At 53.4% G+C, this 536-nt stretch carries 2 rRNA genes; both read right to left on the bottom strand.

From position 1 onward, the window contains the following. Window positions 1-62: 62 nt before the first annotated feature. Window positions 63-175 (bottom strand): 5S ribosomal RNA (gene rrf, locus BFF94_RS37590). 153 nt (window positions 176-328) lie between these two features. After that, a 23S ribosomal RNA gene (locus BFF94_RS37595) occupies window positions 329-536 on the bottom strand; the annotation flags it as partial.

Here is a 536-nt window from a genome sequence, read left to right on the forward strand (position 1 = left end):
CATTTCCGTCGCTGAAATGCAAAAACCCCCGCCTTGTCGGGCGGGGGTTCTTGGCTTAGGGAGCCTGACGATTACCTACTTTCACACGGGAATCCGCACTATCATCGGCGTAGAGTCGTTTCACGGTCCTGTTCGGGATGGGAAGGGGTGGGACCGACTCGCTATGGTCATCAGGCAAAGAGGGGTGTTGTGCTGGCTTCGCAGCACAACCAATCTTGGAAGAAGCAGTAATTTTGAGTTGTGTGTATCAAACACGAGAATCCAACCTGTCGCCTGGATCGCGGCCGGTGCTTTCGCACGGCGCCGATCAACAAGGCAGACTTGTTATAGGATCAAGCCTTACGGGCAATTAGTATCAGTTAGCTGAACGCATTACTGCGCTTACACACCTGACCTATCAACGTCCTGGTCTCGAACGACCCTTCAAGGGGATCTAGTCCCCAGGGATATCTCATCTTAAGGCGAGTTTCCCGCTTAGATGCTTTCAGCGGTTATCTCTTCCGAACATAGCTACCCGGCGATGCCACTGGCGTGAC

This window comes from Burkholderia catarinensis, assembly GCF_001883705.2.
GTDB lineage: Bacteria > Pseudomonadota > Gammaproteobacteria > Burkholderiales > Burkholderiaceae > Burkholderia > Burkholderia catarinensis.